The 7,725-nt window shown below is 41.2% G+C and carries 7 protein-coding genes; 1 reads left to right on the forward strand and 6 read right to left on the reverse strand.

Annotation, left to right across the window (positions count from 1 at the left end):
- Window positions 1-118 precede the first annotated feature (118 nt).
- A complete protein-coding gene (locus VB775_RS26045; protein WP_323217148.1) occupies window positions 119-424 on the reverse strand; it encodes a hypothetical protein in 306 nt (101 codons plus the stop codon).
- A 464-nt stretch (window positions 425-888) separates the two neighbouring features.
- Window positions 889-2,055, reverse strand: a complete 1,167-nt coding sequence (gene bioF / locus VB775_RS26050; RefSeq protein ID WP_281008265.1) for an 8-amino-7-oxononanoate synthase — start codon at window positions 2,053-2,055, stop codon at window positions 889-891.
- A gap of 58 nt (window positions 2,056-2,113) precedes the next feature.
- Here bioF and VB775_RS26055 point away from each other — a divergent pair, with 58 nt between their 5' ends.
- On the forward strand, window positions 2,114-3,001 hold the full coding sequence (locus VB775_RS26055; protein ID WP_281008266.1) for a ferritin-like domain-containing protein: 888 nt from the start codon (window positions 2,114-2,116) through the stop codon (window positions 2,999-3,001).
- Between the two features lie 71 nt (window positions 3,002-3,072).
- On the opposite strand, the gene rimM is transcribed toward VB775_RS26055, so the two are convergent.
- From rimM to VB775_RS26075, 4 genes are all read right to left on the reverse strand, one after another.
- Window positions 3,073-3,615 carry a ribosome maturation factor RimM gene (gene rimM / locus VB775_RS26060; RefSeq protein WP_281008267.1) on the reverse strand — a complete coding sequence of 181 codons (543 nt, stop codon included), beginning with the start codon at window positions 3,613-3,615 and terminating at the stop codon, window positions 3,073-3,075.
- A gap of 49 nt (window positions 3,616-3,664) precedes the next feature.
- On the reverse strand, window positions 3,665-4,348 hold the full coding sequence (rnc, locus tag VB775_RS26065; RefSeq protein ID WP_281008268.1) for a ribonuclease III: 684 nt from the start codon (window positions 4,346-4,348) through the stop codon (window positions 3,665-3,667).
- 152 nt (window positions 4,349-4,500) lie between these two features.
- Complete coding sequence (locus VB775_RS26070; protein ID WP_281008269.1) at window positions 4,501-5,442, reverse strand: pentapeptide repeat-containing protein; 942 nt, start codon at window positions 5,440-5,442, stop codon at window positions 4,501-4,503.
- 180 nt (window positions 5,443-5,622) lie between these two features.
- Window positions 5,623-7,359 carry an ABC-F family ATP-binding cassette domain-containing protein gene (locus tag VB775_RS26075; protein ID WP_281008270.1) on the reverse strand — a complete coding sequence of 579 codons (1,737 nt, stop codon included), beginning with the start codon at window positions 7,357-7,359 and terminating at the stop codon, window positions 5,623-5,625.
- Window positions 7,360-7,725: the final 366 nt, after the last annotated feature.

Below are 7,725 nucleotides of genomic sequence, written 5' to 3' on the forward strand. Positions count from 1 at the left end.
CTTGTCAACCTTTTAGCTGGGTTGGTTGCTTATACATATCGAGAGACTAAACCTGCTTTAGATCTTCTCTTCAAAGGCTTGCCTGCTCTTCCTCCTGCCATCTTTTAGTGCGTCGAACTCACGTTAAAATAAGTGCAAAGGAGCGATCGCTACGATAAAACTGATTCATGGCAATCTCAAGCTGATGCATCATCGCTCGTCGATTAAGTAACCGAGTTAGCACATCAGTATTAGCGGCAAGCTTCAAATCATAGAAAAGCCTCTGACAGACCATCATGATAAATCCAGCCGTCAATAGAAATGTGAATACAAACATCACAACTAAGGTGTAAGCATTGATATCATGAGAAAGAAATAATTTTTCTGGCGGATTTCTCACTAAACCAACAATTCTGGCAATTAATGAGACTAATAACGCAATCATCACGCTTGCCATGAATCTGGATGATCCAATAAAACCCTTATGGGGTGTAGTTAGTAAGCAGTATGCAGATATTGAGAAAATGATTATTTGAAAACCAGTTTGATTAATACTTTTAAATATATAAATATCATTGAAAATAAAGAAATATGATTGAACAGAAATGAACAAAAGATTAATTATAAATAAGTAACGAAGTTTAATCTTTTTATCCGTAAATTGTGAAATTCCCACACAAGAAATGGAAGTGCCAACGAAAAGAAAAATCCCCGCTATAAATAATGTCAAGGAGTAATTGAAAACCTTACTTAAGCTGATTAAATAGCCAGTTGTTGTAAATACCCTACCTATCGCATAGGTATTGATTCCGCGATATTGATTTACCAACAAGCTTAAGAAACCTAGTATCAATAATTGCAAAGCCGCATTAATACCCAGCATGAAGCTCATTGTCTGAATGTCAAGATTTACCAAGCTTGTAAACATTGCATAAAATACTGGATTTGTTCGTGGGTATGATTTGCCATGAGAGTTAGGCGAATACGTGGAGTCGGCACAGTGGGAGGGCGGATGGCAGGCGCAAAGATTCCATTTTCCCGTAAATGGGTAGCCATTTGTAGCGTTTTAGCAATATCTCCCATCTCGATCGCAACAATCGGTGAGTCAAAGGCGATCGCCTGAAAGCCCCAATTTTGTAAACCCTGTTTCAAAAATTCCACATTTTGCCAAAGCTTCTCTCGGAGATTATTCTCAGTTTTTATAATCTTAATCGCCGCGATCGCTGCACCCGTATCCGCAGGTGAAAGCCCTGTCGTATAAATCCAAGTAGCGGCACGATTGCGTAAATAGTCGATTAATTTCGCCGATCCTGCCACATAGCCGCCCAAACTGCCCAAAGCTTTGCTTAGGGTTCCTACTTGGATTAAGTTTTCCTGAATTCCTAAAGACTGAGTCAAACCACCTCCGCGATCGCCAAATACTCCCGTACCATGCGCCTCATCGACTAACACCATGCAATCGTATTGATGCGCTAAGTCTATAATTTCCCGCAATGGCGCAAGGTCGCCATCCATACTAAACACGCTGTCAGTCGTAATCAGACAACGCCGATATTTCGCCCGATGTTCTTGCAATTTGGCGGTGAGATCAGCCAAATTCAAATGCTGATAATCGATCGCCGTTGCACCACTGAGCAATCCGCCCTTTTTCAAACAAGAGTGATTGTATTCATCGCCTAAAATCAAATCTCGCGCTCCCACGATCGCCGCAATTGTCCCTAAATTTGCTAAATAACCAGAACTAAACACTAGGGCTGCTTCCGTATTTTTCAGATCAGCGATCGCCGTTTCTAATTCCTCATGCAAAGCCAGATGTCCTGTGACTAGGCGCGATCCTGTCGAGCCTGTGCCATACATTTCTGTCGCCCTGATCGCTGCGTCAATCAAGCGGCGATCGCCTGCTAAGCCCAAATAATTATTGCTAGCAAACATCAGCATTTCGCGCCCATCAATGGTTGCGATCGTCCCTGCTTTGCTGGTAATGGTTTGTGTAGAGCGATACCAATTAGCCTTGTGGATCGAGTCCAAGGAGCGATCAAGCCAGTCGTAGGGAGTAGATATGGGGGGAGTCTTCACACTTCTTTACAAATTAATATTAAAATTAAGCTAGGTATTCATTATCTAGGTTTATAAAATGACTGTTGCATATCCCCGTAAATTTCGCGGTCAACTCAGTGCTGAAGACATTCTCGATAATGTAGTGCGTCAGCGTGAAGTCCACATGACCACTTTAAATCGTTATCGCTTTAGTGAACAGCGTAGTTGCAAAGACCTAACTGGACTGATTGAATTTCTCAATGGCAAGCCCCGTGATTTGATTCAAGATCTATCACATCATGTTTCTGACGAAGCGCGTCATGCAGCTTGGTTAACTGATTTGCTGTATGAACTTGGTGAAGAGATCAGCACACCAGATGGCAATTTGTATATTGATGAATTTAACCGCTTGAGTAAGTACGAAGTCTCCTCCAATCCTGAAGATTTTGTCATTGATGCCTTGGCGGGAATCAATGTTGCGGAAAAGCGTGGTTGTGAATATTTCGCGGCTCACATTCGCTCTCTCAAGAAAGTTGAGCAAACCCCTGAAAACGTCAAGATCCGCGAAACCATTGAGAAGATTCTTCCTGAAGAAGCGGCTCATGTACGCTGGGGTAATCGCAAGCTTGGGGAGATCGCTAAAAAGAGTGAAGCCCATCATGCCAAGGTTGATGCCGCTAAGCGTAAATATGTAGCGATCGAACATGCTGCATTTGAGTCAGGAATGGATGTTCTTGCTGGTGCAGAAGTGCGCCGCCTTGAGAATTTGTTGAAGATATCTGAAACTCTGCCTCTATTGGAACGCCCTCAATACTTACTAAATCAACTTCCTGAGACTTTATTCTCTCCTGAGTTGCAAAAGACTCGTATCGATATATTCAAGAAAGCTTGGACAAAAGATCCTGCTTCCTTTATCGAGAAGTTCATTCCAATGTTCTTTAATGCCAATTTAAAAGATACCGCAAACAAGGCTGGAACCTATTGATAAGGATTTTCAAAACACAAAATGGCTTAGCCATTTTGTGTTTTGATACTATATTTGCAGTGCTTAGCAAATCAAACGAGCCATTTGTCGATCAATCCCTTCGGAGGATTAATTTCAATTCTTTTTTGACTGATGTCGACAAATGGAACGATCGCTTCGACAAAGGGAATTAATTCGATTTCGTTAATTTCGGGATTGCGAACCTCCAAAAGATCATTTCCTGCGGCAATGATGCTAATCACTTCTCCCAATGCCTTACCCGTAGGCTGATGATACACATTGCAGCCCACTAAATCTGCAATCATATATTCGTTATGCTCCAGATAGGGGCGATCGCTAGTGGGGATAAACATTAGATAATTACGCAGAGTTTCAGCTCGATCACAATCATTAACCCCTTCGAGACGCACTACAAATAGATTCTTTTTACCAGCAATTTCACGTCCTGAGAGCATTATGATTTCTTGCGGTTCATCTTTCTCCGAAGCCGCAATCCAGCGCTTGCCAGCATTCTCAAAACGTTCTGGAAAATCTGAATAGGACAATATTCTCACCTCACCTTTTAGCCCTTGAGGTGAAACTATCTTGCCAATCATTAACCAATCTTCAGTCATATATTTCATCCTTGATTTTGAAATTCTTGCTTCGCAAGAATTTCAAAACTTATAACATTCTTTCTATTTGTTCTAATGCATCTAAGGCGGCTGCTCGTTCTGCTTCCTTTTTACTAGAAAAATTTCGCATACTCTGACCATATAGGCGATCGCCAACATATACTTTAGACGCAAATTCGGGCGTGTGATCAGTTCCCCCCACTTTTTCGGTGACATATCTGGGCAAAATGTGACCGATATAGGACTGTACCCATTCCTGTAAGCGATTTTTAGCATCGAGATCGGCGCGGGTATTCACTAACTCTGGTGGTACTGAATTAAACAAAGCCTCCACCGCAGGACGCACCGCCTCCACATCACAATTACGATCCAGATATAAAGCCCCGATCATTGCTTCAAATACACAACTCAAGAGATTGTCGCTCTTATTCCCGCCATCACGTAATGCACCTTTGCCTAAGAGGATTTGAGTATCTAGGTCTAAGGCGATCGCAAAATTTGCTAACTGTTGCTCATCTACCAAAGCAGCACGACGACGAGTCAACTCATCTTCACCAAGGTCAGCATGTTGACGATAGAGATAGGAGCCGCTTAGGAAATTTAAAATGGCATCACCCAAAAATTCTAAGCGCTCATTATCTTCTCCTACGCTAGGATTTTCATGAACATAGGAGCGATGGGTTAGCGCCATTCGCAATAATTTTTCATCCCTAAAAACAAACAGATCTTTCATGCTCACTAATATAACAATCCCCAAACTATTTATACCAAAACACAAAATGGTATAGCCATTTTGTGTCTTTAAACCCCTTATTGGACTTGGCTTTTAATTCACGGAAGTATGACAACACTTTCGTAAATTGGTATTAGATGGTAAGCCCTGTTTTATCGACAACTTCGGTAGGAGATATTGCCATCGGGTAATATCGTCTGACATATTCTTGCCTCATTCATCCATCCCACATCTAACACTGCATGTTTTAGATTAGCGCTTTCAAGGTTTACACCGCGTAAATCTGCCCCAGTCAGATCCGCCCCAGTCAAATCCGCATTTGTTAAATCCGCATTCCATAGATTCGCGCCATTAAAGCAAGCGCCACGCAAAATTGTTCCGCGCAAAATTGCTTTACTTAAATTACTACCAATAAAATTGATATTACTCAAATTTAAACCACTTAAATTTGCTAAACGAAGATTGATTTCACTAAAATCTACACGGTCAAGATCAGCTTCCCGTAAATCTACTTCACTTAAATTAGCCCCCCTTAAATTAGCTCCATGTAAACTAGATTCACTAAGATCGGCTTCACTGAGATCGGCATTTTGCAAATTAGATCGACTCAGATTAGCCCGAAACAAAAAGGCATGATGCAGATTGACATGACTCAAATCTGTATTAGAAAGATTTGCTTCTAGAAGGTAAGCTTTTTGCAAATTTGCACCTTGAAAATTTATGCCATGTAAATTTGTACAATTCAGAATCGCCAGTCGCAGGTTGGTATTATTAAAGCTCACGTCAGTAAAACGCACACCACTTAATCCTGCATAACTAAAGTTAGTACGAGTGATGTTGGCATTACTAAGATTAGAATCTAGTAATGATGCACCACACAAATCAGCATCAGATAAATTAGCACCTGATAGATCGGTATTACAGAGAGTTGACTCCCACAGATTCGCAAAAATTAGATTTGCATTACGTAAAATCGCATTACTGAGATCAACTTTACTTAAATCTAATCCTTTCAAATCCCATCCCTCAAAGTTTCGTTCTCCTTGGGAATAACGTTCTATCAAATTGCGTTTTTTAGCAATATGATTCAACATAAATATAATATGTTTGTATCAAAAAGAATAAATGCGATTCTCTCTTGCATAAGCCTATTTAAAAATCAATAAACACCTAATTTTTTAGAGAAAATATTGATTCATGAATCAATATTTTCTCTAAAAAATTAGAATTGTTTAAGCGTACAGTTCTATGAAATTGATATTGATAATTGCATATTACTTTGCTTTCGCCTTTTGTTGTTGCTTTTCTTGACGTTTTTCAGCTTGTTTTGCTTTTTCTTTTTCTCTTTTTAAAGCATCTTTTGCAGCTTTCGCTGCCATTTCTGCTTTATATTTAGACTCCCTTGTTTCCTCCTCTCTTTTTTCTTGATAGTAGGCATAGTCACCTGCATACATACAGAGATCGCCATCTCGAATTTCGACAATTTTATTGGCCACTTGTGAGATGAAATAGCGGTCATGGGAGATCACGGCGACTGTCCCTTCGTATTCACGCAGAGCTGCCTCTAACATCTCCTTGGCAGGAATATCAAGGTGGTTTGTAGGCTCATCAAGGATCAAGAAGTTTACAGGGGTAAGCAGCATTTTGGCGAGGGCAAGCCTTGCTTTTTCGCCGCCGCTAAGGTCACGGACTTGCTTAAATACGGTGTCACCACTAAATAAGAACTTACCAAGTACACCACGGACTTCTTCGTGGGTCATCTTGGGGAAATCATCGTGAATTGTATGAAATACATCCTTATGTAAGTCCAGAGCTTCGGCTTGGTTTTGTTCAAAATAACCAACTAATACGTTATGACCGAGGACAATTTCGCCTTCGTTATAGGCTTCTTTGCCAACCACCATTTTTAATAGTGTGGATTTACCCGCACCGTTGGGTCCCAGAAAAGCAACGCGATCGCCTCTTTCGATTTCCAGATTTGCTCCTAAAAAGAGGATCTGATCCCCATAGGCATGGGTGAGATCCTTAATCTCCACACTGACGCGCCCACTGCGAGATGCAGGTGGAAAATGAAATTTTAAAGTTCTGACATCGCTATCAGGAGCCTCGATCCGCTCGATTTTGTCCAATTGCTTTTCGCGACTCTTGGCTTGAGTACTGCGCGTGGCACTAGCCCTGAAGCGATCAACGAATACCTGTTGTTTTTCAATATATTTTTGCTGGCGTTCAAAAGCGGCTCCCTGTGCAGCTTTAGCTTCGGCTTTTTGAGCTAGATAGGAGGAGTAATTACCTAAATAAGTCATCGATACGCCGCGCTCGGTTTCCACAATCGATGTACAGAGGCGATCTAGGAATTCGCGGTCATGGGAAACAATTACCATTGGGGTACTTAGCGATCGCAGATATTTCTCTAGCCATTCAATTGTTTCCAAATCTAAATGGTTGGTCGGTTCATCCAATAGCAGCAGGTCAGGCGATTGCAACAAAATCTTGCCCAAGCCCATTCGCATCTGCCAACCGCCACTATATTCGCTGACAAAGCGATCGCCATCGTCAGTTTTAAACCCTAATTCTGGTAATAGCTTATCGATGCGGCTTTCAAGTTCATAGCCATTGTGATCTTCAAACTGGCGCTGGAGACGATCCATCTTTTTGAGAATTGGCTCATAGTCTTCACCATCTTTTAAATTTTCTAGATGATGATGCACTACTGCTAGTTCTTTTTGAATTTCCCGTACTTCCTGAAATGCTTGCCACATCTCTTGTTTGACTGTACGAGTCTCTTCGATATCAAATTCTTGACTGAGATAGGCAATTTTGAGACTAGAAGGACGCACTATTTGTCCTGCGGTCGGTTCGATTTCCCCTGCAATAATCTTTAGCTGTGTTGATTTCCCCGCGCCATTTACGCCGACTAAACCAATGCGATCGCCTGTTTTGACTTCCCAGTTAACGTCTTTGAGGACTTCGCCAGTAGGATAAATTTTTTGGATGTGTTCGAGACGAAGCATAGATTTAGGGGAGAAACAAAACTTAACTTTTTATTAAGATTAACATTTTTTTGTAACAAATGCATCGGTCTACCCAAAACCCAAAAAGAAGACAAGTGACCTAAGCGCCTTGCTATAAACCTTAGCTTCTAATCTAACGTCAGTTCGACGAAAGCGAAAAAAGGTAAGAATCGCTAAGTGATTCTTACCTTTTTTCGCCATTTGCGGCGTGCTTCGCACGCCGCAAATGGCTATATCGAACGGGTGCGACCTTGACATAATACGAAGATTGTAGAACAATGAAAGAATAACGAAGGAGATCAAGAAAGAAAATGTCGGCAAAGTTAATAAGTGTAGAAGGCACAAAAGTAAAAATCGAACTTACAA

This window comes from Pseudanabaena sp. CCNP1317, assembly GCF_034931345.1.
GTDB classification, from domain to species: Bacteria; Cyanobacteriota; Cyanobacteriia; order Pseudanabaenales; family Pseudanabaenaceae; genus Pseudanabaena; species Pseudanabaena galeata.